This window comes from Mesorhizobium sp. B1-1-7 (assembly GCF_006442705.1).
GTDB classification, from domain to species: Bacteria; Pseudomonadota; Alphaproteobacteria; order Rhizobiales; family Rhizobiaceae; genus Mesorhizobium; species Mesorhizobium opportunistum.
The window spans coordinates 358,612-384,461 of sequence record NZ_VFWQ01000003.1; the positions used below are offsets into that span (position 1 = coordinate 358,612).

A 25,850-nucleotide genomic window follows, 5' to 3' on the forward strand; every position below is an offset into this window, starting at 1 on the left:
CAGTAGGGGAGTAGGGGAGTAGGGGAGTATGTTTAGCACGAAGCCGCACCGTCGGTGGGACTCCCTTTTCCCTACTCCCTACTCCCTACTCCCCTACTGCCTTACTGCCTTACTCCCCCACTGCCTTAATCAGGCATCCTTCTCCGCCTGCTCGTTGACCGGCCCCGGTTCGACCGGCGCTTCGGCGGCGACCTTCGGGCCGCCCTTGGCGACGCCGACCATGGCCGGCCGCAGCACACGCTCGCCGATCGAATAGCCCGGCTGCACGACCTGAACCACCGTGTTGGCCGGGACATCGGGATTGGGCACTTCGAACATCGCCTGATGGAAATTGGGATCGAATTTCTCGCCTTCCGGAGTCAATTTCTTGACCCCGTGCCGTTCCAGCGCCGACAGCATGGCGCGCTCGGTGAGGTCGACGCCTTCGATCAGCGCCTTGAAGCCGGCATCGCCCGACGCCTTGGCCTCGGCCGGAATGGCGTCCAGCGCGCGGCGCAGATTGTCCGACACCGACAGCATGTCGCGGGCGAAATTCGCCACCGCATAGGTGCGTGCGTCGTGTACGTCGCGCGCGGTGCGGCGACGCAGGTTTTCCATCTCGGCCGCGACGCGCAGCGCGCGGTCCTTCAGCTCTTCATTTTCCTTGAGCAATCGCACAAGCGCTTCATAGTCGCCGTCGATGCCGCCTTCCGTGCGCTCGGCATTGGCCTCGGCCGCCTCGGCTTCGTTGGGCGCGCGTTCGTCTTTTGCCTGGTCGCTCATCGCCGTTTCCCGTCATCTCGAATGGTTTGGATTTTGTGCCCGATATCGAGGTTTGACGCTCAAAAATCAAGGGGCAAGCGACCGTGAAGGCCTTCGGCCGGCCCAAATGGCGGCCAATGGCAATACTTCGATTTTAATTCAAACTTTACCGTACTTGCCGGCTTTGCTTGCAACAAGCGCGTGATGCGGGAACCATTCGCTTGCTGGAGGAGTTTCGGAGCCGACACAGGATTTTGAAATGATGACCCGCAACAAGGCTGAAAAGGAAAACCGGCTTGCCGCGGAGGTCAGGCGCCAGGTCGGCGCCAAGGCAATGACGCGCTTTCTGCGCACCCTGCCGGCCTTCCGCATCGACGCCGACATTCCCGACCGCTTCAGGGATTTGCTTGACCGCCTCGATCGGGCAGCCGGCAGCCCCTCAGGCAGCAGCGGGCGCCGGTAGCGACGCATCTGGCCCTATGCGACGCAGGGCTCCAGCCAGGATTCGCACACGAATTGGCTCGTCAAATATCCAGGGCCTTGCCCGTTCCGGCATCGAACAGGTTCAGCTTGGCGATGTCGGGGGCGACGAAGAGCGTCTCTCCGGGACGGGCGCTGATTCTGTCGCGAAACACGGCGACCGCCGGCTCACCGCCGATCGTCAGATGAACCTGGGTCTCCGAGCCCATCGGCTCGACCACGCCAACCAATGCGGCAGTCCCCTTGCCCGGCGCACAGACGCTCAAATGCTCTGGCCGGAACCCGTATTGGACCGGCTTTCCGTCTGGCGCGCTGAAGGCTGAACCGACCGGCAACAATGTCCCGTCGGCTGTTCGCACCGCCGGCATGCCGTTATCGCGTGCGACCACGCCGCTGATGATGTTCATCGAAGGGGAGCCGATGAAGGTCGCGACGAACATATTGACCGGGTGATCTTAGAGATCGAGCGGCGTGCCGATCTGCTCCACCCGTCCGTTGTTCAACACGACGATCTGGTCGGCCATCGTCATGGCTTCGACCTGGTCGTGCGTTACATAGACAGTGGTGGTGCGCAGGCGCTGGTGCAGCGCCTTGATCTCGGCGCGCATGGCCACGCGCAGTTTGGCGTCCAGGTTCGACAGCGGCTCGTCAAACAGGAAGACCTGCGGGTTGCGCACGATCGACCGCCCCATGGCGACACGCTGCCGCTGGCCGCCCGACAGCTGGCGCGGATAGCGATCGAGCAGCGGCGTCAGGCCCAGGATTTCCGCGGCCTTGGCCACCCGCTCGGCCTTTTCCGCCTTCGGCGCCTTGGCAAGCGTCATCGAGAACGCCATGTTTTCAGCAACCGTCATATGCGGATAGAGCGCATAATTCTGGAACACCATGGATATGTCGCGTTGCTTGGGCGGCAGGTCGTTGACCACTCTGTCGCCGATGCTGATCGTGCCGCCCGAAATATCCTCCAGTCCGGCGATCATGCGCAGCAAAGTAGACTTGCCGCAGCCCGACGGACCGACGAGAACCACGAATTGACCGTCCGGAATCTTGACCGAGACGCCGTGCAGCACCTCGTGCCCGGCGTAGGATTTGAGGACGTTGGCGATTTCGACTGAAGCCATCGGGATCTTTCCTGGGATTGTGGTCGCGAGACGTTCAGGTCGCGCTCACATGTATGTTGTCGGTGGACAGCGCGCCTTCCGCGATCAGCAATCCGATGCCGCCGTTGGTGAGCGCCTGCGCACTCGTGTCGTCAGCCTCGAGCGCCACGCCGCCGAAAAGCGCCGTGATGCGGCTGCCCTTGACGGTCAGCGTCACCGGAATGGTCTTTTCGAAGACCAGTTCGAAATCGGTCTCCGCTAGAACGACCGTATCGGCATCCCGTGTACGCACGATCTGCAGCTTGCCATCGCGCGTGGCACGCACGGCGTAGTAGCGCCGCAAGCCCTGGACGCGCGCGCAGACACCGCCGTAATTGCCAAGGTGGATGACGATGTCGCTCGATACCTTGTAGTCGGTCCACTGCCGCGTGCCGTGAATGACGATGCCCTCGTCGCGGCTCTGCGAAATGCGGAAACTCGGCGGAAAACGCTTGGAAAAGAAGCTGACGCCGTTGACCCAGGCCATGCGCCAGAAATCGCAATCGCCGGCCGGCCGATGCAAGTTCAGGTCCGGCGCCCCATCCCATCTGAGATAGTCGAGCAGCACACGACCGTCGGCGCGCCTGCCCTCGCTGGTGAGCATGATGCCGATCTCGGCGATCGGCTGGCCGTCGAGATCCGGCAGGCGCCATGAAAGCACGCGGTCCTCGCCGGCATTCAGGGAAATCGCATCGCTATCGATGTCGCGCAGGCGATCGTCGCCATCATAGGCGCGAATGCGCAGCCGCACCGACACCGCGCCCTTGTTGCGGCGATCGGCGACGACGCGCGCCTTGACGACCTGCCCGGGATAGGCCAGCGGCGTGGCCATCAGGTCGTAGGTGCGCATCGACAGCACCTCCCGCGGCGAGAAGGTCGGTGTCGTCACGACGGCAGCCAGGCCGGGAGCCAGGGCTTCATAGCTTACGGTCAGGGCACGGCCATTCTCGAACTCGACATTGCCGACGCGAACGCCGCTGGCCGAGCCATGCCCCTCCACCGGCCGAAAACCCTGCTGGCTGCCGGAAAGCGAGAAGTGGAATTGGGCGCCGGCCTTCGGCGCGTCGAGCGGATTTCCACCGGCGAGCGCCATGCCGAGATTGGCGATATAGTAGGCTGTTCGCACCGCGTCGTTGATCGAGTTGCCGCCGTCGGCCGAGGAAATCAGCAGGCGGTCGGCGATCGGCCCGCGCCAGTCCGGTCCGGCCTCGATGCCGTCGAGGCCGAGCATCAGGGCAAGCAGGCAGCCGACATTGCCCGCATTGCAATCGGTGTCCCAGCCCGACGTGTTGACGATCATCTGCGCCTTTTGGAAATCGTCCGGCGCATAGAGCACGGCCATCACCATCAGCGCGTGGTTGGGCACGACATGGCAATTACCTGGATATTTGTCGTAGCCGTATTTGTCTTCGATCTTCTGGCGCGTGTCGTGCCAGTCGGGATGTGCCTTCACCCAGCCGCGGATGTCGGCGATGAGTTTGGCGATCAGGCTGTCGCGCGGGATGACCGACAGGCCGGTATCGATGAGATGGTCGATGTCGCTGGAGACAAAGGCTTCGGCCTCCATTGCCGCCCACAGCATCGCCGCATGGACGGATTCGCCGTCATGCGAGACCTTGCCGGCCTGTTCGGCAAGCTTTGCCGCCAGTTGCGGCTGCCCAGGCGCCACCATCGCCCAGCCGTCGATGAAGATCTGGGCGCCGATCTGCTCGGCGACGGTCGCACCATTGGTGGCGATGGAACCCGAATGCGGGGCCGGTATGCCCTTCTTGAGATTGAGCCATGCAGTATGCTCGGTCGAGTTGCCGCTGCCGCCCCACCACAGGATCGAACGCTCCTCGACGATATAGTTCAGCCATGCCTTGCCGATGGCCTCGGCCGGCAGATCGGGCGAGATGCCGTAATCCTCGAGCGCGCGGATGAACGTGAAGGTGCCGGCAACGTCGTCATCTGTCACCACCAGCGGCTGGTTCAGGCGCTCATGCACGTAGTAGTCGATCGGGCCGAGCTCCTTCATGATCTTCTGGTAAGTCCAACCCTCGAATGGCCGGCCGAGATAGACGCCCACCAGCTTGCCGAGCACACCGGCATAGACCCGTTCCAGATAGTCGTTTGGCAACTGCATGTTCTGCTCCAGATAATCCAAAAATTTCAGCCCTTGACCGAGCCGCCCGCCATGCCTTCGATGAACCGTTTCTGCATGGCGACGAACAGCACCACCACCGGCACCACGATGATCAGCGCGGCAGCCATGATCTCACCCCAGTCCGAGCTGTACTGCCCGCTGAGCAGGTAAAATGCGATCACGGCGGTGACCTTGTCCGCCTTCTGCAGGAAGGTCGTCGCGATCAGGAATTCGTTCCAGGAGTTGAGCCCGATGATCAATGCCACCGTCAGGATGCCGGGCGACACGATGGGCAGCATGACCCTGGAAAACACCTGCCAGGAGGTGGCGCCGTCGATCAGCGCGGCCTCCTCGAGTTCCTTCGGCACGGCGATGAAATACGTCCTCAGCAGCATCACCGCGAATGGACTGTAGAGGGCGGTGTAGATCAGCGCGACGCCGAACACGTTGTTGATCAGCCCGAGCTTGGCGAAGCCGAAATAGAGCGGGAAAATATAGAGCTGGATCGGCGCCGTGGTCGTCGCCAGCAGGTAGAACGTCCAGATCTTCCACGAAGCGATTTTCCTGCGCGCCAGCACGTAGGCCGACAGCGAGGACGTCGAGCAGACGAGGAGGATCGTCGTTCCTGAAAGCAGCAGCGAGTTGACGAAGGTCTTCGAGAACTTGGCGTGGGTCCAGGCATTGACGAAATTCTCCCAGCGGATGGGATTGGGCAGCGCCAGCGGGCTCTGCACGATCTGCGCCGCTGGCTTCAGCGAATTGAGCACCAGCAGGGCGATCGGAAACAGGGCGATGAAGGCACCGATGCCCAGCACGATGTAGGAGACCGTCAGTGTGGCCCGGCTTTCGACCATTCTCATTGCTCGCCCTCCTGCGTCTGCAGGCGTACGTAGAAGAAGGTGCCGACGAGGCCGAACAGGCTGATAACCAGCGCCGCAGCGGCTGCCTGGCCGACGTTGAGATCGTAAAAGGCATGACGGTAGGCCAGCGTCGACAGCACCTCGCTCGAAAACGCCGGGCCGCCCTGGGTCAGGATGTAGACGAAGTCGAAGGCGAGGAAGCTCCAGATCACCGTCATGATCATCATCAGCATGATGGTCGGCCGGATCGCCGGCAGCAGCACGTAGCGCATCATTTGCCCATAGCTGGCGCCCTCGATGCGCGCCGCCTCGATATGCTCCTGCGGCACCTGGCGCAGCGCCGCGAAGAAGATGACGCACAGAAATCCCCACCAATGCCAAAGATCGACGGTCGCCACGCCCAACAGCGCTGTCGATGGCTGTGCCAGCGGATTGGCCACATGCAGGCCCATGCGTGCCAACATGCCGAACACGCCGGTGACCGGGCTGTAGATCATCCCCTGCCAGACGCGGGCCGTGATCACCGTGGCGATGACCACGGGCAGGAAGTAGACGACCTGGAAGAAATTGCTGCCGCGCCTGACGATCAGCAGCATCGAGGCCGCCAGCAGCCCCATGGCGATCGGCACGATGAGGAAGATGCAGGTCCAGATGATGTTGTTGGCCAGCGCCGACCAGAAGACGCCGTCGGCGAACAGCGCCCGGAAATTGTCCAGTCCCGAAAAGGTCGGCGTCGAAATGCCGTCCCAGCTGCAGAACGCCAGGACGACCGTCAGCAAGGCCGGGACGAGGACGATGACGAAATTGATGATCAGCGTCGGGACGAGATAGAGCCGGTGCATGGACGATTGCCCTGGGTTTTAGAGGGCGCCGGACGGGCGCCGCTCCTTTCGCTGCGTTCGGATGGTTCGCGGCGCTGCCGGTGCCCGCCGCGTCAAGCCCGCTTCAGGCCCGCTTCAGGCCCGCTTCGGAACCGCCGGCACCTTGCCGGCCGCCTTTTCCTGCTGGAAGGTCTCATCGAGTTTCTTGAGGTAGTCCTTCGAACTGATCTTCTTCAGCCAGACTTCTTCCATGCCGCTGACCAGATAGGTGTCGGTGGCGGGCGGCAGGAAAGTCCATGTCGTGTAGCCGTACTGGCCGGCGCCGACGGCCGTCGACAGGTTCTTCATCACCTCGGTGTAGAGCGGCAGCACCTTATCGGAGAGTTTTACCCCGGACAGGTCCTTCAACGGCAGGTTCCACTCGCCCTGCCACACAGAGTTCATCTCGCTGTAGAACTTGTCGTTGAAAATATAGTCGAGCACCGCCGCCGCGCCGTCGGCATTTTCGGATTTCGCGTTGATCGAGAGCGTCGAGCCAATGCCGAGCGCATAGACCGGCGGGCCGCTCGTGCTTGGAAAGCCGACGAACGCCGCTTCGGCGTTGTTGGTCGGGAAATAGGTCGGGATGTTGGTGAAGCTCCAGGTGCCGCTCGGCGCCATGCCGGCCTGGCCGGTCGCCACCTGGGCGAATGCCTGCTCCAGCGTCAGCGAGAAGTAGTTCGGGCCGTAGTAGCCCTTCTGCCACCACTCATCGAGCTTATCGATGGCGGCCAGGATGGAGGCGTCTGTCCAGGGAATGGCACCGGTCAGCGCCTTGTAGACATTGTCGGGGCCGGCCACCGAATTGAGCACGATCGAGACATGGTGCTCGTTGGCCGGCCGCCAATCGGCATTGCCGCAGCCGAACGGGACCAGGCCCTTGCCCTTCATCTCGTCGGCGAGCGTCTCGAGTTCGGCGATGGTGGCGGGCGCCTTCCAGCCGTTCTTGTCGAACAGCGTCTTGTTGTAGAACAGGCCCAGCGTCTCATAGGTCTTGGCAAGCGCGTAGAGCTTGCCGTCATACTTGCCCAGTTCCATGAACAGCGGCAGCAGCCGGTCGTTCCAGCCGAGCTTTGCGGCGTAATCGTCGAGCGGCAGCAACTGCCCCGCTTGCGCCATCGACGCCACATAGCTTGGACCGGCGGTGAAGACGACATCCGGGCCATTGCCCGAGAGCATGGCGATGCGCAACTGCTTGTCGAGGTCGGAGCCGCGGAAATCGATAGAGAGATCGTCCTGCGGATGCGCGGCATTGAATGGGTCGATCAAGATGGTCTTGAGATTGTCCTGGTTTTCCGGCGAGGCGGACTCGTACCAGAAACCGACGGGCTTCTTGTCCTCGCCAAAGGCCAGGCGTGGGAGCAGCGGCAGAGCGGCGAGGCCGAGGCCGGTCTTGAGCAACGTACGGCGTTCCATGTTTTCTCCTCCGATGATTTTCGTTTCTTGTTTCAGGTTGAGCCACGTTCGATCAGGCTGAAGGGCATTTCGAGCGCGGTGCCGGCGCCGGGCTTGGAGCCGCGCAGCCTTTCCATCAGGATCTGCGCTGCCTTGACCCCGATATCGCCCTGGAACTGGGAGACGGTGGTCAAGGACGGCGTGACCAGCCGGGCGGCTGAAATGTCGTCGAAGCCGGCGACGGCGATATCGCCGGGGATGGCGATGCCGCGATCGCGCAGCGCCTGCATCACGCCAATGGCCATGAGGTCATTGGCGGCAAAGATCGCCGTCGGCGCATAGCCGCTGGCCAGCACCGCCTCCGCGGCCCGGGCACCGCCGGTTTCGCTGAACTCCTCGTCGATGACGACGTAGGGCGCGCCGCCTGCTTCGGCCAGCGCGGTGCGATAGCCCTCGACCCGAACGCCCTGAGGGCCACCCCGGCCGGCAACCATGGCGATGCGGTGATGGCCGCGGCCGATGAGAAATTGCGTTACCGCAAGGGCGGCGGCGTAGCTGTCGATGAAAATATCGTCGATGGCGATATCGCCACCGCGCTTCTTGCTCGATTCGATGCGCACCACAGGCACGCCCGCATCGACCAGTGGCTTGAAATCACCAGCGCGCAGCGTGAAGAACACCCCTATCACGCCGTCGACGCGTCCCTGCCTGGACCAGTCGAGGAAATGCCGCTCCCGTTCGGCGGAACCATCGGTGCTGACCGCGATCACGTCATAGTTGAGCTCTTCGGCCACCGACTGGATGCCCCGCATCAGCGCCGGATAGAAGGGATTGGTGATGTCGGGCACGATGCAGGCAATGGTCATGGTGCGATTGGTCTTGAGCGCCTGCGCAAACCGGTTGGGCGTATAGCCGAGCTGCGCCGCCGCATTGGTGATCCGCTCCCAGGTCTCGGATGACAGCGCCGGAGACCCGCCGCCACTCATCACCATCGAGACGCTGGCCTGCGAAACTCCGGCCAGCCGTGCGACATCCTTTTGAGTGGCTCGCTTCAAGAAAGGTTCCTTATACGTATTAGTGATACGTATCAAAAGGGATGCTAAGTGGAAAGTCAAGAGCATGCCCGTCGTGGCGCCATGGTACGGAATTGATCCATCGCGCGACAATTACGCACAGTAATTTCGCGTGATCTTTGTCTTGCGGTGGCGGAACGCGCCGCCTATGGTTCCTGATGAACATGATTTCCCCCGAGGCCGCGGCCAACAGCAAGCGCGCCTGGCTCAAAATTCTGGCGCGCTACAAGAAGCCCGACCGGCGGCGCAGCACACTTGAGCTCGCCATCACCCTCATTCCGTTCGTCACGCTCTGGGCGCTCTCTTCGGCTGCCTATGCCTATGGCCATTGGTGGGGACTGATCCTCATCCTTCCCGCGGCCGGGTTCCTGGTGCGGATCTTCATGATCCAGCACGATTGCGGCCATGGCTCCTTCTTCGCCAATCGCTACGCCGACGACTGGATCGGCCGCGCGCTCGGCATTCTGACCTTGACGCCCTATGACTGCTGGCGGCGCGCTCACGCCGTGCATCATGCCAGCGCCGGCAATCTCGACGAGCGTGGCATGGGAGACATCAGGACGCTGACCGTTGCCGAATATCGGCAACTGTCATGGCGAGGCCGCCTGGCCTATCGTCTCTATCGCCATCCCCTCGTGATGTTCGGCCTGGGGCCGATCTGGCTGTTCATCTTCGAGCAAAGGCTGCCTGTCGGCATGATGCGCGGCGGCCTGACGCCCTGGGTGTCGTCGATGACCACCAATCTCGGCATCGCGCTTGCCGCGGCCATCCTCATCTGGTTCGTTGGCCCCGGCGCCTTCCTGGTGGTCCATCTGCCGATCGTCATCCTCGCCGGTTCGGCCGGCATCTGGCTGTTCTACGTCCAGCATCAGTTCGAGGAGACGGAATGGGCAAAGGATTCCGAATGGGAATTCCAGCATGCCGCTTTGCACGGGTCATCCTACTACGACCTGCCGCGGGTGCTGAACTGGTTCACCGGCAACATCGGTGTCCACCACGTTCACCACCTCTCCGCCAAAGTGCCCGGATACAGGCTGCAGGAAGTGCTGCGCGACTATCCGGAGCTGCGTGGCATCGGCCGCGTCACGCTGATCGAGAGCCTGCGCTGCGTCAAACTGGCATTGTGGGATGAAAGCCGCCGCAAGCTGGTGTCGTTCCGCGAGGCACGGGCAGCGGTCTAGGCAATTTCAGAAAAAGTGTGACGGTTCCCCGGGGAAAAGCGCGTAGCGTTTCCCGTTGAAAACCGCCGCGCCTTGGGCGCGGCGGCTGGCAACGTCCGGGTCAGGCCGCTTGGCGTTCGTCGCGCATCAGGATCTCGCCATGGCGGATTTCCGTGCCCAGCACTTTCAGGCATTCGCGGATAAAGTTGGATAGACCCGGCCAGCCCTTGGCCGACACGAGATTGCCGTCGACATGGGCGCCGGTCGGCGCGACGTCGATGTAGATGCCACCGGCCAGCGTCACTTCCGGCTCGCAATAGTGAAGTGCCGCGACTTCCCTGCCGCGCACCACGCCGTCGACGGCGATCAGGATCTGCACGCCGTGGCAGATGGTGAAGATCGGCTTGCCGGCCTCGTGGAAATGGCGCACCAGCGCCTGCACGCGCTTGTCGATGCGGATGTATTCCGGCCCGCGTCCGCCCGCCGCGTAGACGGCGTCGTATTTGGCCGGGTCCACCTCGGAAAACGTCTTGTTGAGGATATAGTCGTGGCCGAGCTTTTCCGTATAGGTCTGGTGGCCTTCGAAGTCGTGCAGCGAGGTCTTCAGGACGTCGCCCGCCTTCTTCTCCGGACAGACGACATGCACCGTGTGGCCGACGGCATGCATGGCCTGTTCAAAGACGAAAATCTCATACTCCTCGCTGAACTCGCCAACGAGCATCAATATCTTCTTGCCAGCCATTTCCGGTTCCTCCCTTGTAGCCATATTTATTTCGGATCACGAAATAATAGCCATATCCTAAGGGCAGGACGACGAAAGGGAAAGCACAAATCGCACAATTGGTACGACCAGTTGGCGTCGATAGCTGTGCCCCCGGTCAGTGAGCACTTCGCTGCAGAGGAAAACGGCGCCGCTGGTTCGACCAGAGCTACAATCAGGCGGCCGTCTTGATCATGTCGGCGGCCTTTTCGGCGATCATGATGGTCGGCGCGTTGGTGTTGCCGCCGATCAGCGTCGGCATCACCGAAGCGTCGACGACACGCAAGGCCTGCATGCCGCGCACACGCAGTTGCGGATCGACTACCGCCATATCGTCGACGCCCATCCTGCAGGTGCCCACGGGGTGATAGACGGTATCGGCGCGGGCGCGGATATGGGCCATCAAATCGGCATCGCTCGAAGCGCCGGCGGTGTAGATCTCCTTGGCGCGGTATTTGGCCAGCGCCGGCGCTTCCAGGATGCCGCGCATCGTCCTGACGCCCTTGAGGAGCAGATGGGCGTCGCGTTCGTCGGACAGGAAGCGCGGATCGATGCGCGGTGGCGCCAACGGGTCCGGCGTCGACAGCCCGACTTCGCCGCGCGAATGCGGCCGCAGCACGCAGACATGGCAGGAGAAGCCGTAGCCCATATGCAGCTTGCGGCCATGATCATCGACGATGGCGATGCAAAAATGGAGTTGCAGGTCAGGGCGGTCGATCGCTGGGTCGGATTTGAGGAAGGCGCCGCCCTCCGCATAGGGCGTGGCGATCATGCCGCCGCCATCCTTGCGCCAGCGCAGCATATGCCGCAGCAAGCCAGGCAGACCGCGCAGCCCGATGCCCATCATGTCGGCATCCCTCGATGTCCAGCCCATGATGAAATCCAGATGATCCTGCAGGTTCTTGCCGACGCCAGGCAATTCATGGACCATCGGAATTCCGTGGGCGGCAAGCTCGACGGCTGGTCCTACTCCAGACAGCATCAACAGTTGCGGCGAGCCAAAGGCGCCGCCGCAGACGATGACCTCGCGCGTGGCTCGCGCAACGGCTTCGCTGTTGCCCTTGCGATAGCGCACGCCAGTGGCCCGCTTGCCGTCAAGGACAATCCCAGTGGCATGCGCTCCGGTGATGACGGTCAGATTTGGCCGGCCGATCGCCGGATGCAGATAGGCCGCCGCCGCCGAACAGCGTTCGCCATTGCGGTGTCCGCCCCAGAACTGCGTGACCTGATAGAGTCCTGCTCCTTCCTGTTCCGGTCCATTGAAATCGTCATTGCGGCGGATCTGGTTTTCGCCGCAAGCCTCGACAAAGGCCCGGGAGAGCGCACGCGGCTCCTGCTGCTCGGCAACCCGCAGCGGCCCGTCATCGCCGTGCAGGGCATCGCTCCCGCGCTGGTTGCCTTCCGCGCGCCGAAAATATGGCAACACCTCGTCCCACGACCAGCCGTCGCAGCCGAAATTGGCCCACTCGTCATAGTCGCCGCGATGGCCCCTGACATAGAGCATGGCATTGATGGCACTCGAGCCGCCAAGCGCCTTGCCGCGCGGCTGGTAGCCCTTGCGGCCGCCAAGACCCTGCTGCGGCACCGTCTCGAATGCCCAGTTGTGGATCTTCGGCCGGCCGGGCAACAGCGCGATGACGCCGGCCGGGGCGCGGATGAACAGGTTCCTGCCCTCGCCGCCGGCTTCGACCAGGCAGACCGTCTTCGATGGATCCTCGGAGAGACGCGCGGCAAGCGTGCAGCCGGCGGACCCGCCGCCGGCGATGACGTAGTCGAAAGTCATGATTCCCTCCTCGCACCCGGCGGATGTTTCCGTCCGGATAGCCCAGAGAAGGCCCGATCAGAGCTGATGTAAAGACGTCGGCGATTACCGCTGCGTCAGCTGTTGCGAAGGCGCCGCCAGGAATATTTCGGGCCCTTGGGTTCCTGCGCCTCGGCCGGCTGGTAGTAGAGCCCCAGGCCGCCGATGCGGCCCTCCTCCAGGCGCTTCAACAGCACAGGGTTGGAGATTTCGAACTCGTCGAAGCCGAGGCGCAGCATATGCGGCAGCTGGTCGACGAGGACCTGGCCGGTCGCGCGGACGGCGCCCTCGAAATCATAGCGCTCGCGCAGCAATTCTCCCTTGGAGAAGGAGCGGCCATCGCTGAAGGCAGGAAAGGCCAATGCCACCAGCGACAGCTGGTCGAGCAGGTCGGCTATCTTCTCGAGCTGATCGCCGGGCTGCAGCGCCACGCCGAGCCGCTCCCTGGCGGAGCGGCGCACCTCCGGATCGAGATCTAGGAATGCCTGCAGCGGCAGGATGAAGCGGCCATTGCCCGTGAGCGCGTCCGCGCTCTCGGCATGCGTCCACTCATCCTCGCGAAAACCATCCGGGGTCCAGAGCCGGGTGACCGGTGTCGTCGGTTCAGTCATCAAAAAAGTTCCTAAATATTCAAACGAGCCAAGGGTGTGTTGAGATTCAGGTCAGGCTGCGCCGAAAATGGCGGCTTCCGAGAACCGGAGCGGAGCGTACTAGAAGTACGTGAGCACCGGCCTTCGCCGACCGTAGCCTTTATGACCACGGCCATTCAAGAGTGCTTCGGCCGGCGAAGGCCGGAAGCGCAGTAAGCTGGCATTTGCAGCCAGTCTCACCTGAATACCAGCATATCCTACAGGGATGCGTCGGTCAGCGATACTTCCAGCCCCGACAGATGAATGCCGCACTCGGTCTTGGCATGGCCGGCCCAGCGGCCGCTGCGCGCGTCCTCGCCCGGTTGCACCGGCTGCGTGCATGGGAAGCAGCCGATCGACAGATAGCCATAGGCGACGAGCGGATTTTCGCGCAGCGCATGCGCACGCATGTAGTCCGCCTGGTCCGATGTCGTCCAGTGCGCCAGCGGATTGATGCGAATGCGCGGACCGACCGCTTCGAACACCGGCAATGCGGCGCGCGTCGAGGCCTGGAAGCGCTTGCGCCCGGTGAACCAGGCACGGAACGGTGCAACGCCACGCGCCAGCGGCTCGACCTTGCGCACGTTGCAGCAGGCATCGGTATTGCTCTGGTGCAAATTGCCCGTCGGGTCGATCCGCTCGAGCGCCGCTTCCTCGGGTTTGATCACCCTTATGTTGGTCAGCCCGAAATCGGCGACGAGCGCGTCGCGGTAGCCGAGCGTCTCCTCGAAATGCTTGCCGGTGTCGAGGAAGATGACAGGCAGTGTACGGTCGATCTCCGAGATCATGTGCAGCAGTACAGCCGAATCCGCCCCGAAGGACGACACGGCCGCGATCTCGTCGTGAAACAGATCGCTCGCCGAGCGTTCGATGATCTCGAGCGCGTTCAGGTGACCATACAGCGCATCGAGCCCCGCCGCCTTGGCGGCGGCGCCGTCATCGACGTCGGCTATATGGTCAAGCGGCCTTGGCTTCGCCAGCATAGAGCGCCTCCTTGAACGGCGCGGGACCGACTCGGCGGTAGGCGTCGATGAATTTTTCCTGCGGGTTGACCCGAAGGCCGAGATAGGTGTCGACGATCTGCTCGATGGCGTCGGTGATCTCTTCCGACGAGAAGCCGCGGCCGATGATCTCGCCGACCGACGTGTTTTCGTCGGCCGAGCCGCCCAGCGTCACCTGGTAGAGCTCGGAGCCCTTCTTCTCGACGCCGAGGATGCCGATATGGCCGACATGGTGGTGGCCACAGGCGTTGATGCAGCCGGAAATCTTCAGCTTCAACTCGCCGATCTCGCGCTGCCGCTCCAGCGAGGCGAAGCGGCGCGAGATTTCCTGCGCGATCGGGATCGAGCGCGCCGTGGCCAGCGCGCAATAGTCGAGGCCCGGGCACGCGATGATGTCCGATATCAAATTGGAATTGGCCGTCGCCAACCCGATGTCGACCAGCGCGTCATACACGGCCTTGAGGTCGGCGCGCGCCACATGCGGCAGGATCAGGTTCTGCTCATGGCTGACGCGAAGCTCGTCGAAAGCGTATTTCTCGGCGATGTCGGCGACCGCTTCCATCTGGCTGTCCGAAGCGTCGCCCGGCACTTCGCCGATGCCCTTGAGCGAGATCGTCACCGCCGCATAGTCGGGATGGCGATGCGTCACCACGTTCTGGTCGAGCCATTCCGAGAAGCCCCTGGAATCGAGACGTGCCAGTTTGACCGTCTCGTCGCCGTCCGGCCGATCCGTCAGCGCCGGCGGCGCGAAATAAGCCTCGATGGCGCGGATGTCGGCATCCGGCAGCTTCAGCTCCGCGTCCTTCAGTTCTTGCCACTCGGCCTCGACCTGGCGGGTGATTTCCTCGACGCCGGTCTCGTGCACCAGGATCTTGATGCGTGCCTTGTACTTGTTGTCGCGGCGGCCATAGAGGTTGTAAACGCGCAGGATCGCCGTGCAGTAGGACAGAAGATCGGCTTCCGGCAGGAAGTCGCGGATCTTGCGGGCCACCATCGGCGTGCGGCCCTGGCCGCCGCCGATATAGACGGCAAAGCCCAGTTCGCCGGCGGCATTCTTCTTCAGGTGCAGGCCGATGTCATGCGTCTGGATGGCCGCGCGGTCGCGCTCGGCACCGGTCACCGCGATCTTGAACTTGCGCGGCAGGAACGAGAATTCCGGATGCACCGACGACCACTGGCGCAGGATTTCCGCATAAGGGCGCGGATCGGCGACCTCGTCGGCGGCGGCTCCGGCAAAATGGTCGGCGGTGACGTTGCGGATGCAATTGCCGCTGGTCTGGATGGCGTGCATCTCGACGCTTGCGAGATCCGCCAGGATCGCCGGGATGTCCGACAACGCCGGCCAGTTGAACTGGATGTTCTGGCGCGTGGTGAAATGGCCATAGCCCTTGTCGTATTTGCGGGCGATGTGGCCGAGCATGCGCAGCTGCTTGCCGTTCAGCGTGCCATAGGGCACCGCGATGCGCAGCATGTAGGCATGCAGCTGCAGGTAGACGCCGTTCATCAGCCGCAGCGGCCTGAACTGGTCCTCGGTGATCTCGCCGGACAGCCGGCGCTGGACCTGGTCGCTGAACTCGGCGACGCGGGCCTGGACAAAATCGTGATCGAACTCATCGTAACGGTACATGCTTCGTCTTTCAGGGCGCGTCCGCCCGCGTCTGGTGTCTGTTAGGCCGCCCACGTCGACTGCTTGGCGGCCTGCTTGCCGAGATCGTTGCGGATGGTCGGACCTGCGGCGCGGATCTTCTCGCGCAACCGCACCGGCTCGACCATGCCGCCGACGACTTCAGCGTCGATCAGGTTGACGTCGACCACCTCATTGTCGGCACAGGCCTTGGCGCCGATCGCCTCCAGGCGGTCTTCGTCCGCCTTGTCATGAGCAAGGTCGGCGTGGTCCACCGTCTCGGCCCAGCCGCCATCGGCGTACCACACGGCGATGCCGTCGCTCAGGCGGTTGGCGGTCAGTATCTTCATGACTGAACTTTCTCGGAGGTGGCCTTGGCCACGCCTTCATGCGTGTGTGCCGCAAGCGGCTCTGAACGTTCAAAATTGGCGCCGGCGACGGCGTCGCCGATAATGGTCATGACCGGCCCGGAGAGATCGGCGCGCGCTTCCAGCGACGGCAGGTCGGCCAGCGTGCCGTGGAAGCGGCGGCGGTTGGCGAGGCTGGCATTCTCTACCACGGCGACCGCCGTGTCCGGCGACAGGCCGGCCTCGATCAGCCGGCCGGCAACCTCGGCCGCAACCGAGCGGCCCATGTAGACGGCGACGGTGGCGCCGGAAATCGCGAGCTTGGCCCAGTCGGGCAATGAATTGCCCTTGAGGTCGTGGCCGGTGGTGAACACCATCGACGATGAAACCCCGCGTAAAGTGAGCGGCAGTTCGAAATCGGCGGCGGCGGCAAAGGCCGCGGTGACGCCGGGAACCACCTCATAGGCGATGCCGGCATCGCGCAATGACGCCATCTCTTCGCCGGCCCGGCCGAACACCAGCGGATCGCCCGACTTGAGCCGCACGACGCGCTTGCCCTGGCGGCCGAGCTCGACCAGCAGCGCATTGATTTCAGCCTGGCTCTTGGTGTGGCAGCCTTTGCGCTTTCCCACCGGCAAGCGCTCGGCGTCGCGGCGGCCCATGGCAACGACCGCCTCCGGCACCAGTGCGTCATGGACGATGACGTCGGCCTCCATCAGCAGGCGATGCGCCCGCAGCGTCAGAAGATCCTCGGCACCGGGACCAGCGCCGACCAGGGCGATGTGGCCCGAGACCGGTGCGTTCGACAGCAACAGGTCGGTCGCGGCTTCATGCGCCTGCGAAAGCTCGCCCGCCTCGACGGCACGCGCTGGCGCACCGCCAAAGAAGTCGCTCCAGAAGCGGCGGCGGATATTGCCCTTGGGCAGTCTCTCGGCGGCGGCACGGAACGAAGCGGCAAGCGCCGCAAGCCTGCCGAGCGACGGCGACAGCATGCGGTCAATGCGGCTGCGCAATATCTGGGCGAGCACCGGGCCGGCACCCTCGGTGCCGATGGCGATGGCGACCGGCGCACGGTTGACCAGCGCCGGCGTGAAGAAATCGCAAAGTTCCGGCCGGTCGACGGCGTTGACTGGAATGCCCAGCGTGCGCGCGTCCTCGGCGACCCGGCGGTCCAGCGCCTCTTCGCCGCTGGCGGCAAACACCAAGACCGCGCCTTCGAGCTGCGCCACGTCGTAAGCCGCCGCGACATGGTTCGCGCCGGTCTGGGCGATGAAAGCCAACAGCTCCGGTTCGGCGTCTTGGGCGATGATGCGCAAAACCGCACTCGACTGTCCGATCAGCCGCGCTTTGGCCAGCGCTTCCTCGCCGCCGCCGACAATGGCCACGGCTTCGCCCTCGACCCGCACGAAGACGGGGAAGGCATTGAGCTTGGGGGCGGTGTGCGGCATGAAAATGAGCAGAGTCCTGAACAGGCTGCAGTTTTACGCCCGGGCGCGGAAAACCAGAAGCAAAGCACTCGCGCATCCTGTGATGGCAGGCAATCGCTTTTTCGCAACTGCGAAGGGCAAGAGAAAAATATTCCACATCCGCGCAAAGAGCGGATTCAAGCAGCCACGGCAAAGCTTGATTTCAGGTCTTTTTAGCCATTGGCGCAGCATCTCGCAAAACAGTTTTTTCTAATTTCTACCAATTCAGTAGATTAAAGCAGCCTTCGGGCGCCTCTGCCTTTCGGCGTCCGTCGCGCCGGCCTCAAGCCGATTCCAGAGGCTGGAACATTAACGGTTCGCCACGCGTTCCCCTCGTGCCGAAGTCGAACTGTTCGGGGCGCGCGGAAAGCCATGACGTCGAAGAAAGGAACCCGCCACATGATCAAGCTGAAGCACGGTATCTGGATCATGGTGGCTGATGGCGAAAAGGCACTTTTCCTCAGGAACGCCGGCGACAACAAATTTCCGGACCTCCAGGTCGTGCAGGAGATGGAGCAGGAAAATCCGCCCACGCGCGAGCAAGGCAGTGACAGTCCGGGTCGCCACAATGACGGTCCCTCGGCGCACCGCAGCGCGGTCGAGGACACGGACTGGCACCGCATCGGTAAGGAACGCTTCGCCGACGAGATCGCCGACCGGCTCTACAAACTCGCGCATGGCGGCGAATTCAACGAGATCGTGCTCGTCGCGCCGCCAATGGTGCTCGGATCCATGCGCAAGAAATTGCACAAGGAGGTCGAGGAAAAGGTCGTCGCCGAAATCCCCAAGACGTTGACCAACCACGCCATACCAGAGATCGAGGCCATGCTGCGGGCCGCCTGATCGGCAGCCTGCCAATCGGCATTGGGGCGGCGACACCGCCCGATTTTCAGGTCGGATGGGCGGCCGCGCGGCTCCGCGCTCAAGCACCTGCGGTCAAGCATTTGTCTCCCCGCCGGCGATTTCGCCGCTGTGCGGGTTGCATCGCCGACATCCCATCCATCATATTGCAAAACAGGCGACGGCTTCGGGCGGCGCACTTCCGACATCGCTAGCTTGAAAGGCGCTCCATAGACAATGCCGCATGACACGCCCCTTATCGCCACCATCGTCGCCGGTCTGGGGCTGGCTTTCGTCTTCGGGGCTCTCGCCAATCGTTTCCGCATTCCGCCGCTGGTCGGCTATCTCGTGGCCGGCGTGCTGGTGGGGCCGAACACGCCCGGTTTCGTCGCCGATGCCGGCCTCGCCAATGAATTGGCCGAGATCGGCGTCATCCTGCTGATGTTCGGCGTCGGCCTGCATTTCTCGCTCAAGGACCTCTTGTCGGTCCGCGCCATCGCCGTGCCCGGCGCCATCGTCCAGATCGGCTTTGCCACCGCGCTCGGCGCCGGCCTTTCCTGGATGCTCGGCTGGTCGATGGGCGCGGGGGTTGTGTTCGGTCTGGCGCTGTCGGTCGCCTCGACCGTGGTGCTGCTGCGCGCGCTTCAGGAGCGCCGGCTGATCGAGACCGAGCGCGGCCGCATCGCCGTCGGCTGGCTGATCGTCGAGGATCTGGCCATGGTGCTGGCGCTGGTGCTTTTGCCGGCCCTCGCCGGCGTGCTTGGCGGCCAAGAACAGGCGGATGTGCACGCTAGCGGCCTGCTGTCGTTGCCGGCAAGCTACGGCATCTGGGGCGTCGTCGGCATCACGCTGGCCAAGGTCGCCGCCTTCGTCGTCGTCATGCTCGTGGTCGGCCGCCGGGTCATTCCCTGGATCCTGCACTATGTCGCCCACACCGGATCGCGCGAGTTGTTCCGCCTCTCGGTGCTGGCCATTGCGCTCGGCGTCGCTTTCGGCGCCGCCAAGCTGTTCGGCGTCTCGCTGGCGCTGGGCGCCTTCTTCGCCGGCATGATCATGAGCGAGTCCGAACTCAGCCATCGCGCGGCGGAAGAATCGCTGCCACTGCGCGATGCTTTCTCGGTGCTGTTCTTCGTCTCGGTCGGCATGCTGTTCGACCCGTTCAGCCTGGTCAGCAATGGCCTGCCGATCCTGGCGACGCTCGCCATCATCGTCATCGGCAAGTCGCTGGCGGCGTTCGTCATCGTCGTCGCCTTCGGCTATCCCCTGGCCACCGCCTTGATGATTTCGGCAAGCCTTGCCCAGATCGGCGAATTCTCCTTCATCCTGGCGGAACTCGGCGTCGGTTTGAAACTTCTGCCGGAACAGGGCCGTGACCTGATCCTGGCTGGCGCGATCCTGTCGATCCTGCTCAACCCGCTGATGTTCCTTGTCGTCGACTGGATGAAGCCGTGGCTGGAGGCGCGTGCCGCCAGGACCGCGGTACCGGCCGACGCAAAGCCGGTTGGTCCGGCGACGGAACCGGGCCAGGTCGCCTCGGTTGCCTCGACTTCCAAAAATGAAGACGGTCCGCCACCGAAGACGGCACTCACCAATCATGCGATCCTGATCGGTTACGGCCGTGTCGGCAGCCTGGTAGGGACGGCGCTGAAAAAGGCAGCGTTGCCCTTCCTCGTCATCGAGGACGCCGACAAGACACTGGCGAAGCTGAAGGCGGACGGCGTCGAGACCGTTGCCGGCAATGCGGCCCACGCCGAAGTCTTCGCCGCCGCCAATCCGGAAGGCGCCAGGCGGCTGATCCTGGCCATCCCCAATGCGTTCGAGGCCGGTCAGGTCGTGCTGCGTGCCCGCGCCGCCAATCCCGGCATCAACGTCATCGCCCGCGCCCATTCCGACGCCGAAGTCGAGCATCTCAAGGGGCTCGGCGCCGACACGGTGATCATGGGCGAGCGCGAGATCGCGCGCGGGATCGTCGAAGAGGTGCTTGGCCACAAGCCGGAGGCGGCTGAACCGTCCGCTGCCTAAGCAGATCCTGGTTACGCCACGAAGGCAGAGCCGCCATTTTGCGCGATGCTGCCGAGATATTTTGCCGGCGGCTTCCCGAGCGCCTTCTTGAACATGGTGATGAAGGCGGTGACGGAACCGTAGCCGAGATCGCCAGAGACCTGCTGCACACTGGCACCGGAGGCCAATTCCCGAATTGCCACGATCAAATGCAATTGCTGGCGCCAGCGGCCGAAGCTCAGCCCTGTTTCCTTGACCACCAAGCGCGCGAGACTGCTCTCGCTGAGCGCAACGCGGTTGGCCCATTGTGCGAGAGTGCTGCGGTCGGCCGGATCTTCCGCCAACGCTTCGGCGATTCTCTTCAAGCGCGGCTCGAACGAGATCGGCAGGTGCAGTTGCTGGACAGGCATGCGCGGCAACTCGGTGAGCAGCGTCCTGGTCAGCAGCTCATCCCGCGCCGGATCGTCCTGGACACCATCGGAAAGCTCGATGATCAGTTCGCGCAGCAGCGGCGAAATCGACAGCGTGCAGCACCGATCCGGCAGGTCGGCGGCTCCCGGCTCGATGTAGACGAAGAAGATCCGGGCGTTGGCCGTCGCGACATTGCTGTGTTCCATGTCGCCGGGAATCCAGACCCCGCAATGCGGCGGTACCATCCATAGGCCGCTTGGGACGCGGCATGTGACGCCGCCTCCGAGCGCGAAGACGAGCTGGCCTTTGCGGTGCCGATGGGCGGGCACCTCCGCCCTGGTCTCGGGAACGTCGACGCGCACGGCAATCGCCGGAACGGAAGGATCGTTCACATCGAAATCGAGCCAGGGGTAGCGGAGAGGCTGCCTCATGATTGACGGAATTTAGCGATCATATGGTTTGATATCTAAATTATTCAAACGGGAAAATCGATAGGGTGCGCTTGTGAATGAGCACCTCCGGAGCGTGCGGCCGGACTCTCTTCGGTTGCCCCAGGAGCTGTTCGTTCCGCCATGCGGCAATGAGGTATGGACCATGCTCGCCCTAGTCATTTCTTCCGATAGCGTGACCGGGCTGACGCTCGCCGAAGTCGAGGAACCCCAGCCTCTCCCGAATGAAACGCTGATCTCGGTCCACACGACCTCGTTGAACCGCGGTGAGCTGCGCCTGCTCACCATACGTCCGAATGGCTGGATACCCGGCCAGGACATCGCCGGGATTGTCGAACGGGCTGCCGCCGATGGCTCCGGGCCAGCCGTGGGCGCCCGGGTTGCGGCTTTGGTCGACCAGGCCGGCTGGGCCGAACGTGTCGCCGTTTCAACCGACCGTCTTGCGGTCATCCCCGACGCGGTTAGCTTTGCCTCCGCCGCCACGCTTCCGGTCGCGGGCACCACGGCGCTTCGGACTTTGCGCCATGGCGGCGACCTGGCCGGCCAGCGGGTCCTGATCACCGGTGCAAGCGGCGCCGTCGGCCGTTTTCAGATCCAGATCGCCCGCGAGCAAGGCGCTTCCGTGACAGCAATCGCCGCCGCCCGGCATGCCGAGGATCTCCGCGGCCTCGGAGCCGAGCAGATTGTCGAGTCGATAGAGCAGGCCGAGGGGCTGTTTTCACTGATCACCGAGTCGGTCGGCGGCGAAAGCCTGGCACACGCCATCGAACGCGTTGCACCCGGCGGCACCATCGTCATGTTCGGTTCGAGCAGTGGCGAACTCACGCCGGTCGGGTTCCGCCAGTTCGTTCCCGGCCACGAGGGGGCGAGGCTGCAGACCTTCGCCTACTACACGTCTGGTCCTGACATTGGCGCGGACATCGCCTCGCTGCTCACCCTGGCCGCGGCCGGCCGGCTGGAGACCCGCGTCGCCATGACCGTGCCGTGGACGGACATCGCCCAGGCCCTGGACGCACTGCGACAGCGTAGCTTCAGCGGCAAGGCGGTTCTCACCATCACCGGATGAGGCGATCCTAGCCTGAAGCCTCACACGTGCTGGCCGCCATTGATGTGGATTTCCGAGCCGGTCACGTAGGACGCCTGCTGCGAACACAGGAAGAAGATGATGTCGGCGACCTCGGCCGTGGTGCCGAGGCGCCTCAGCGGAATGGTCTCGACGATCTTGCCCGTGCCCGGCGACAGGATCGCCGTGTCGATCTCGCCCGGCGCGATGGCGTTGACGCGGATGCCGTGGGGGCCGAAATCATGCGCCATTTCGCGCGTCAGCGAGCCGAGCGCCGCCTTCGATGTCGCATAGGCGGTGCCGGCGAAGGGATGCACGCGCGTGCCGGCGATCGAGGTGACGTTGACGATCGATCCCTTGGCCGCCGCCAGTTCCTTGAACAGGCCGCGCGCCAGCATGATCGGCGCGAAGAAATTGACCTGGAACACGTCGCGCCAGACATGCATCGGCGTGTCGATCGAGTTCATGCGGCTGTTGCCATCGCTGAGCTTCGGCGAAATGCCGGCATTGTTGACCAGCGCGTGCAACTGGCCGCCATGCGCTTCCAGCCGGTGGCGGATTTCCGAGACGGCGATGCCGACGTCTTCCTGGTCGGCGAGATCGACCTTGATGTGGTCCTCGGGACCTGCCGGCCATGGGCAATCCTCGGCAAAGGCCTGGCGCGAACAGGTGATGACGCGCCACCCCTCGCGCGAAAAGCGCTTGACCGTGGCATGGCCGATGCCCCGGCTGGCGCCGGTCAGCACGATGGTTTTTCGGGTGTCGAGTTCAGCCATGTCGGGTCTCCTGGCTGGAGATGTAGCCGAACGTCAGCGAGGTGGCGAGAGGCCGAAATGTCACCATTCGCCAGAAAGCCGGAACCGGGAAGCCGCCGCCTCGTTGGTTCGACAATGCAAGCCAATCGACGAGACAGAGCCATGACACAGACAGCACCTCTCGACATCGCCACTGCCTTCACCACGGCGTGGACCAGCCATGACCTCGAAAAGGCGGCATCCTATATCGCCGAGGACGTCGTTTTCGATGGGCCGATGCAGCAGTCGACCGGCAAAGAACCCTATCTGAAGGGCCTGACGAAGCTCTCGCAGGACGTGACCGGCGTGCGCATGATTGCCGCCTTTGGCGATGATCGCCAGGCTTTGCTCATGTACGATCTGATGACGAAGTCGTCCGGAGCGCTGTCCTGCGCCAAACATCTTACCGTCAGCGACGGCAAGATCCATAGCGATAAGTTGACCTTTGACAGCAAGAAGCTTGGCAGCGCCAAGCCAAAGGCGAACGGCGGTTAACTCACCCCCCGCCAAGGATGTCGAGGATCGAGGTCTGCCGCTTCTTCAGCGGGCCACCGACGCTGCCTGGCGGCACGGGATGTCCGACCGAGGCCGTGGTGCCATCATCCGCCGGCATGCTGAAGCCATCGGCATCGACAGTCTGGGCCGGCCGCGCCGCGCGGATCGGAGCGGCCGGCGCCTGCTGGCCGACCGACGCGGACGGAACCGGCGCCGGCTGGTTGTTGCCGGCCGACGGTATCTCGTCGGGTACGATCGTGTCGGGCGGCGTCGATTTCCAGGTGCCGGGCAGCGGCCTCACCGGCACACCCTCATGCGCGGCGACCATGAACTCGTGCCATGCCTGCGCCGGAAGCGCACCGCCGGTGACCTTCTTCATCGGGCTGCCATCATCATTGCCGAACCACACACCTGCGGTGAGATTGGCGGTGTAGCCGACGAACCAGGCGTCGCGCGAATTCTGGCTGGTGCCGGTCTTGCCGGCGGACGGCCAGGCAAAGGCTGCCTTCTTCGCGGTGCCGATCTCGACGGTGCCGGTCATCATCGAATTCATCATGCCGACGATCTCGGGCTTGACGACACGCGGCGCGCTGCCGCCACCGCTGTTGTACAGCACCTTGCCGTCGGCGGTTGTGATGCGGCGGATGAAGTGGATGTCCGGCTTGTAACCGCCATTGGCGAAAGGCACATAAGCTGAGGTCAGTTCCAGCGGCGTCACTTCCGACGTGCCGAGCGCGATCGAGGTGTTGGACTGCAGATCGGATTGCACGCCCATGCGGTGCGCCGCCTCGACCACCGCGTTCGGCCCGACCTCCATGGTCAATTGCGCGGCGACGGAGTTCAGCGACTTCGCCAAGGCGGTCGCCAGCGTCACCTTGCCAAAATACTTGCCGCCATAATTGTCAGGCGTCCAGTTGCCGATCTTGATGGGCGCATCGTTGCGGACGCTGTCGGGCGTACGGCCGGCTTCGAGCGCCGCCATATAGACGAACGGCTTGAACGCCGAGCCCGGCTGGCGGCGTGCCTCGGAGGCGCGGTCGAACTGGCTGGTCGAGTAATCGTAGCCGCCGACCATGGCGCGCACCGCGCCGGAATCGTCGATCGACACCAGCGCGCCCTGGGTGACGTTGAGCTTCTTGCCGCTGTCGTCGATCAGCCTGCGGATCGACTGTTCGGCCAGCTTCTGCAGGTTCAGGTCGACAGTGCTATCGATGACGATGTCGCCGCGCACGTCGCCGATCAGGTCGGGCAGTTCTTCCATGATGGTGTCGGCAACGTAGTTTTCCGACCCGGTCCAATAAGACGGCGAGCGCGTCGCCGGCGCGCTCAGCGCGGTCTTGAGCTCCTTCTCGCTGATCTTGCCCTCCTCGCGCATGGCGGCGAGCACGAGCTGCGACCGCTCCTCGGCAGCCTTCGGATCGCGCGCCGGCGACAGCCGCGACGGGGCTTTCAGCAAGCCGGCAAGCAGCGCTGCTTCCGACAGGGTGACGTCGCGCGCGCTCTTGCCGAAATAGCGCCGGGAAGCCGCTTCGACGCCATAGGCGCCGGAACCGAAATAGACCCGGTTGAGATACATTTCGAGGATCTGGTCCTTGGTGTGCTTGTGCTCCAGCCACAGCGCCAGCAACACCTCCTGCACCTTGCGCTCCAACGTGCGGTCGGGCGTCAGGAACAGGTTTTTGGCCAATTGCTGGGTCAGCGTCGAACCGCCTTGCGAGAAATGCCCGCCGATGACGTTGGTCACCATGGCGCGCGACAGGCCGATCGGGTCGATGCCGAAATGCGAATAGAAACGGCGGTCCTCGATGGCGATCACCGCCTCGGGAATATAGGGCGACATTTCGTGCAAGCCGACCGCCTCGCCGCCGCTCATGCCGCGATTGGCGAGCAACTGGCCGTCGGCCGAGACGATCTTGATGTTGGGGGCGCGGTCCGGGATCGACCAGGTGGTGGCCGCCGGCATCTTGGCGCCGTAGTAGACGACAACGCCCGCCACCGCGATTCCGCCCCAGATGGCGAGCACGAAGCACCAATAGAACAGCCGGCCAAACACACCGAACAGGCCGCGCCGGCTTCTGCCACGCCCACCGCGCGACGACTTCGCCTTCGACGATTTGCGCTTTGCGGAGGCTTTGCGGTTGCTCGGCACGACGCGATCCTCTTCGCTCACCGAAAGACCCGGCTGGGATCGCACCTGCGGCGGTCCCTCGAAACTCGGTTCGATACGGTTGTCCCTGCGGTTCGCCATGCGCTGCGCTGTCTGTCCCCGGTGCCTATGGCGCTCCGGTTGAAGAGTAGATGCGGCGATTTAAGGGCGGGTTAAAGCAGGGTTTATG

At 63.7% G+C, this 25,850-nt stretch carries 22 protein-coding genes and 1 pseudogene; 6 read left to right on the top strand and 17 right to left on the bottom strand.

The annotated features are described in order from the left end of the window. Positions 1-129: 129 nt before the first annotated feature. The gene (grpE, locus tag FJ978_RS06540) at positions 130-762 is read right to left on the bottom strand and encodes a nucleotide exchange factor GrpE (protein WP_013892992.1); all 633 of its coding nucleotides are present in this window, start codon (positions 760-762) and stop codon (positions 130-132) included. A gap of 238 nt (positions 763-1,000) precedes the next feature. Between grpE and FJ978_RS06545 the strand changes: the two genes are divergently transcribed. Further along, the gene (locus tag FJ978_RS06545; protein WP_140571089.1) at positions 1,001-1,204 is read left to right on the top strand and encodes a NepR family anti-sigma factor; all 204 of its coding nucleotides are present in this window, start codon (positions 1,001-1,003) and stop codon (positions 1,202-1,204) included. Between the two features lie 61 nt (positions 1,205-1,265). On the opposite strand, the pseudogene ugpC reads toward FJ978_RS06545, so the two are convergent. The 6 genes and pseudogenes from ugpC to FJ978_RS06575 form a co-directional block, all read right to left on the bottom strand. After that, positions 1,266-2,342, bottom strand: a pseudogene (gene ugpC / locus FJ978_RS06550) (sn-glycerol-3-phosphate ABC transporter ATP-binding protein UgpC). A gap of 34 nt (positions 2,343-2,376) precedes the next feature. Further along, positions 2,377-4,485, bottom strand: a complete 2,109-nt coding sequence (locus tag FJ978_RS06555) for an ADP-ribosylglycohydrolase family protein (protein ID WP_140571091.1) — start codon at positions 4,483-4,485, stop codon at positions 2,377-2,379. Positions 4,486-4,511: 26 nt separating this feature from the next. Continuing rightward, entirely contained in the window at positions 4,512-5,345 is an 834-nt protein-coding gene (locus tag FJ978_RS06560) for a carbohydrate ABC transporter permease (RefSeq protein ID WP_140571093.1), read from the bottom strand. After that, positions 5,342-6,187: a sugar ABC transporter permease gene (locus FJ978_RS06565; protein WP_013892987.1), complete on the bottom strand. Its 846-nt coding sequence runs from the start codon at positions 6,185-6,187 to the stop codon at positions 5,342-5,344. Before FJ978_RS06565 ends, FJ978_RS06560 begins: the two co-directional genes overlap by 4 nt. Positions 6,188-6,301: 114 nt before the next feature. Further along, a complete protein-coding gene (locus tag FJ978_RS06570) occupies positions 6,302-7,621 on the bottom strand; it encodes an extracellular solute-binding protein (protein WP_140571095.1) in 1,320 nt (439 codons plus the stop codon). Between the two features lie 32 nt (positions 7,622-7,653). After that, positions 7,654-8,655, bottom strand: a complete 1,002-nt coding sequence (locus FJ978_RS06575) for a LacI family DNA-binding transcriptional regulator (protein WP_140571097.1) — start codon at positions 8,653-8,655, stop codon at positions 7,654-7,656. Between the two features lie 176 nt (positions 8,656-8,831). Between FJ978_RS06575 and FJ978_RS06580 the strand changes: the two genes are divergently transcribed. Continuing rightward, positions 8,832-9,854 carry a fatty acid desaturase gene (locus tag FJ978_RS06580; RefSeq protein ID WP_013892984.1) on the top strand — a complete coding sequence of 341 codons (1,023 nt, stop codon included), beginning with the start codon at positions 8,832-8,834 and terminating at the stop codon, positions 9,852-9,854. A 100-nt stretch (positions 9,855-9,954) separates the two neighbouring features. On the opposite strand, the gene FJ978_RS06585 is transcribed toward FJ978_RS06580, so the two are convergent. From FJ978_RS06585 to cysG, 7 genes are all read right to left on the bottom strand, one after another. Continuing rightward, entirely contained in the window at positions 9,955-10,575 is a 621-nt protein-coding gene (locus FJ978_RS06585) for a DJ-1/PfpI family protein (protein ID WP_140571099.1), read from the bottom strand. 193 nt (positions 10,576-10,768) lie between these two features. Beyond that, positions 10,769-12,376, bottom strand: coding sequence for a GMC family oxidoreductase N-terminal domain-containing protein (locus FJ978_RS06590; RefSeq protein WP_140571101.1), 1,608 nt, complete (start codon positions 12,374-12,376; stop codon positions 10,769-10,771). Positions 12,377-12,471: 95 nt separating this feature from the next. Beyond that, positions 12,472-13,005: a DUF934 domain-containing protein gene (locus FJ978_RS06595; RefSeq protein ID WP_140571103.1), complete on the bottom strand. Its 534-nt coding sequence runs from the start codon at positions 13,003-13,005 to the stop codon at positions 12,472-12,474. Between the two features lie 236 nt (positions 13,006-13,241). After that, a complete protein-coding gene (locus FJ978_RS06600) occupies positions 13,242-14,006 on the bottom strand; it encodes a phosphoadenylyl-sulfate reductase (protein ID WP_013892981.1) in 765 nt (254 codons plus the stop codon). Next, complete coding sequence (locus FJ978_RS06605) at positions 13,981-15,651, bottom strand: nitrite/sulfite reductase (RefSeq protein ID WP_140571105.1); 1,671 nt, start codon at positions 15,649-15,651, stop codon at positions 13,981-13,983. The genes FJ978_RS06600 and FJ978_RS06605 overlap by 26 nt, the downstream gene beginning before the upstream one ends. Positions 15,652-15,692: 41 nt before the next feature. Then, the gene (locus FJ978_RS06610) at positions 15,693-15,998 is read right to left on the bottom strand and encodes a DUF2849 domain-containing protein (RefSeq protein ID WP_140571107.1); all 306 of its coding nucleotides are present in this window, start codon (positions 15,996-15,998) and stop codon (positions 15,693-15,695) included. Beyond that, a complete protein-coding gene (cysG, locus tag FJ978_RS06615; RefSeq protein WP_140571109.1) occupies positions 15,995-17,443 on the bottom strand; it encodes a siroheme synthase CysG in 1,449 nt (482 codons plus the stop codon). The genes FJ978_RS06610 and cysG overlap by 4 nt, the downstream gene beginning before the upstream one ends. A gap of 417 nt (positions 17,444-17,860) precedes the next feature. Between cysG and FJ978_RS06620 the strand changes: the two genes are divergently transcribed. Together FJ978_RS06620 and FJ978_RS06625 are read left to right on the top strand one after the other, a co-directional pair. Further along, positions 17,861-18,304 (top strand): host attachment family protein, encoded by a 444-nt coding sequence (locus FJ978_RS06620; protein WP_140571111.1) that lies wholly within the window; start codon positions 17,861-17,863, stop codon positions 18,302-18,304. Between the two features lie 234 nt (positions 18,305-18,538). Then, the gene (locus FJ978_RS06625; RefSeq protein ID WP_140571113.1) at positions 18,539-20,323 is read left to right on the top strand and encodes a cation:proton antiporter; all 1,785 of its coding nucleotides are present in this window, start codon (positions 18,539-18,541) and stop codon (positions 20,321-20,323) included. A gap of 11 nt (positions 20,324-20,334) precedes the next feature. Here FJ978_RS06625 and FJ978_RS06630 read toward each other — a convergent pair whose 3' ends face one another. After that, the gene (locus FJ978_RS06630; RefSeq protein ID WP_140571115.1) at positions 20,335-21,144 is read right to left on the bottom strand and encodes a helix-turn-helix transcriptional regulator; all 810 of its coding nucleotides are present in this window, start codon (positions 21,142-21,144) and stop codon (positions 20,335-20,337) included. A gap of 163 nt (positions 21,145-21,307) precedes the next feature. Between FJ978_RS06630 and FJ978_RS06635 the strand changes: the two genes are divergently transcribed. Beyond that, positions 21,308-22,228: a zinc-binding dehydrogenase gene (locus tag FJ978_RS06635; RefSeq protein WP_140571117.1), complete on the top strand. Its 921-nt coding sequence runs from the start codon at positions 21,308-21,310 to the stop codon at positions 22,226-22,228. Positions 22,229-22,248: 20 nt separating this feature from the next. On the opposite strand, the gene FJ978_RS06640 is transcribed toward FJ978_RS06635, so the two are convergent. Next, positions 22,249-23,001, bottom strand: coding sequence for an SDR family oxidoreductase (locus tag FJ978_RS06640; RefSeq protein WP_140571119.1), 753 nt, complete (start codon positions 22,999-23,001; stop codon positions 22,249-22,251). Between the two features lie 141 nt (positions 23,002-23,142). Between FJ978_RS06640 and FJ978_RS06645 the strand changes: the two genes are divergently transcribed. Continuing rightward, on the top strand, positions 23,143-23,514 hold the full coding sequence (locus FJ978_RS06645; RefSeq protein WP_140571121.1) for a nuclear transport factor 2 family protein: 372 nt from the start codon (positions 23,143-23,145) through the stop codon (positions 23,512-23,514). A gap of 1 nt (position 23,515) precedes the next feature. Here FJ978_RS06645 and FJ978_RS06650 read toward each other — a convergent pair whose 3' ends face one another. After that, entirely contained in the window at positions 23,516-25,762 is a 2,247-nt protein-coding gene (locus tag FJ978_RS06650; RefSeq protein WP_140571123.1) for a transglycosylase domain-containing protein, read from the bottom strand. Positions 25,763-25,850 lie beyond the last annotated feature (88 nt).

What these genes read in the sequence shown, in the direction of transcription:
- FJ978_RS06645 (WP_140571121.1), top strand. Translation starts at nt 23,143, where the DNA reads ATGACACAGACAGCACCTCTCGACATCGCCACTGCCTTCACCACGGCG.
- FJ978_RS06605 (WP_140571105.1), bottom strand. Translation starts at nt 15,651, where the DNA reads ATGTACCGTTACGATGAGTTCGATCACGATTTTGTCCAGGCCCGCGTC.
- FJ978_RS06600 (WP_013892981.1), bottom strand. Translation starts at nt 14,006, where the DNA reads ATGCTGGCGAAGCCAAGGCCGCTTGACCATATAGCCGACGTCGATGAC.
- FJ978_RS06590 (WP_140571101.1), bottom strand. Translation starts at nt 12,376, where the DNA reads ATGACTTTCGACTACGTCATCGCCGGCGGCGGGTCCGCCGGCTGCACG.
- FJ978_RS06630 (WP_140571115.1), bottom strand. Translation starts at nt 21,144, where the DNA reads ATGAGGCAGCCTCTCCGCTACCCCTGGCTCGATTTCGATGTGAACGAT.
- FJ978_RS06565 (WP_013892987.1), bottom strand. Translation starts at nt 6,187, where the DNA reads ATGCACCGGCTCTATCTCGTCCCGACGCTGATCATCAATTTCGTCATC.
- FJ978_RS06555 (WP_140571091.1), bottom strand. Translation starts at nt 4,485, where the DNA reads ATGCAGTTGCCAAACGACTATCTGGAACGGGTCTATGCCGGTGTGCTC.
- FJ978_RS06545 (WP_140571089.1), top strand. Translation starts at nt 1,001, where the DNA reads ATGATGACCCGCAACAAGGCTGAAAAGGAAAACCGGCTTGCCGCGGAG.
- FJ978_RS06620 (WP_140571111.1), top strand. Translation starts at nt 17,861, where the DNA reads ATGATCAAGCTGAAGCACGGTATCTGGATCATGGTGGCTGATGGCGAA.
- FJ978_RS06595 (WP_140571103.1), bottom strand. Translation starts at nt 13,005, where the DNA reads ATGACTGAACCGACGACACCGGTCACCCGGCTCTGGACCCCGGATGGT.
- FJ978_RS06640 (WP_140571119.1), bottom strand. Translation starts at nt 23,001, where the DNA reads ATGGCTGAACTCGACACCCGAAAAACCATCGTGCTGACCGGCGCCAGC.
- FJ978_RS06560 (WP_140571093.1), bottom strand. Translation starts at nt 5,345, where the DNA reads ATGAGAATGGTCGAAAGCCGGGCCACACTGACGGTCTCCTACATCGTG.
- FJ978_RS06625 (WP_140571113.1), top strand. Translation starts at nt 18,539, where the DNA reads ATGCCGCATGACACGCCCCTTATCGCCACCATCGTCGCCGGTCTGGGG.
- FJ978_RS06570 (WP_140571095.1), bottom strand. Translation starts at nt 7,621, where the DNA reads ATGGAACGCCGTACGTTGCTCAAGACCGGCCTCGGCCTCGCCGCTCTG.
- FJ978_RS06585 (WP_140571099.1), bottom strand. Translation starts at nt 10,575, where the DNA reads ATGGCTGGCAAGAAGATATTGATGCTCGTTGGCGAGTTCAGCGAGGAG.
- FJ978_RS06635 (WP_140571117.1), top strand. Translation starts at nt 21,308, where the DNA reads ATGCTCGCCCTAGTCATTTCTTCCGATAGCGTGACCGGGCTGACGCTC.
- FJ978_RS06580 (WP_013892984.1), top strand. Translation starts at nt 8,832, where the DNA reads ATGAACATGATTTCCCCCGAGGCCGCGGCCAACAGCAAGCGCGCCTGG.
- FJ978_RS06610 (WP_140571107.1), bottom strand. Translation starts at nt 15,998, where the DNA reads ATGAAGATACTGACCGCCAACCGCCTGAGCGACGGCATCGCCGTGTGG.
- FJ978_RS06650 (WP_140571123.1), bottom strand. Translation starts at nt 25,762, where the DNA reads ATGGCGAACCGCAGGGACAACCGTATCGAACCGAGTTTCGAGGGACCG.
- cysG (WP_140571109.1), bottom strand. Translation starts at nt 17,443, where the DNA reads ATGCCGCACACCGCCCCCAAGCTCAATGCCTTCCCCGTCTTCGTGCGG.
- grpE (WP_013892992.1), bottom strand. Translation starts at nt 762, where the DNA reads ATGAGCGACCAGGCAAAAGACGAACGCGCGCCCAACGAAGCCGAGGCG.